The sequence below is a fragment of the Xanthomonas pisi DSM 18956 genome (genome assembly GCF_001010415.1).
Classification (GTDB): Bacteria; Pseudomonadota; Gammaproteobacteria; order Xanthomonadales; family Xanthomonadaceae; genus Xanthomonas; species Xanthomonas pisi.
Window position 1 is genome coordinate 1 of the sequence record NZ_JPLE01000310.1, and the last position, 531, is coordinate 531.

General features: G+C 36.9%; 2 protein-coding genes. Both read left to right on the forward strand.

All coding sequences use genetic code 11. The features are described 5' to 3' along the window. A partial coding sequence (locus Y887_RS21215) for a hypothetical protein (protein ID WP_046965675.1) occupies nt 1–269 on the forward strand: 269 nt, incomplete at its 5' end. 6 nt (nt 270–275) lie between these two features. Next, a partial coding sequence (locus Y887_RS19880; RefSeq protein ID WP_046965676.1) for a glycine radical domain-containing protein occupies nt 276–531 on the forward strand: 256 nt, incomplete at its 3' end.

A 531-nucleotide genomic window follows, 5' to 3' on the forward strand; every position in this document is an offset into this window, starting at 1 on the left:
GCCCAGTATGCAATAAAAGGGCTCTTGTAGAAAATTACGAGATTTACCATTTTAAACCTAAACGATATCGTTTGACTAAAGGTCCGTTCGCAGGGCAGCAGGTTCTTTGTACTGCTCCTAATGCACGACTGATGACTAGTATTCCACATTTCAAAATGGAATTTATTGATGGACCATTTAAGGGATTAATCACTCAAAGTTTAATGGCGTTTAATTCCGACCCATTTTTGATTAAAGAACAATCCTGGATAAATTTATTTTCTAATTGAGGTTATATGAAAGCATATCAAATTCTTGAAGGCACACATAAAGGCACTATTTATTTTGAAGACGGTACTCAAGCCCGGATTATTGTCTCTAAGACTTTTAAAGAAGACGCTATTGTAGACCCTGAAATTTTCTACGGTTTGAATGCCCGTGAAATTGAAATTGAACATCAACCTAAAGTTAAAATTGAAGGTGGTCAACACCTGAACGTTAACGTTCTGCGTCGCGAAACTCTGGAAGATGCAGTTAAGCATCCGGAAAAAT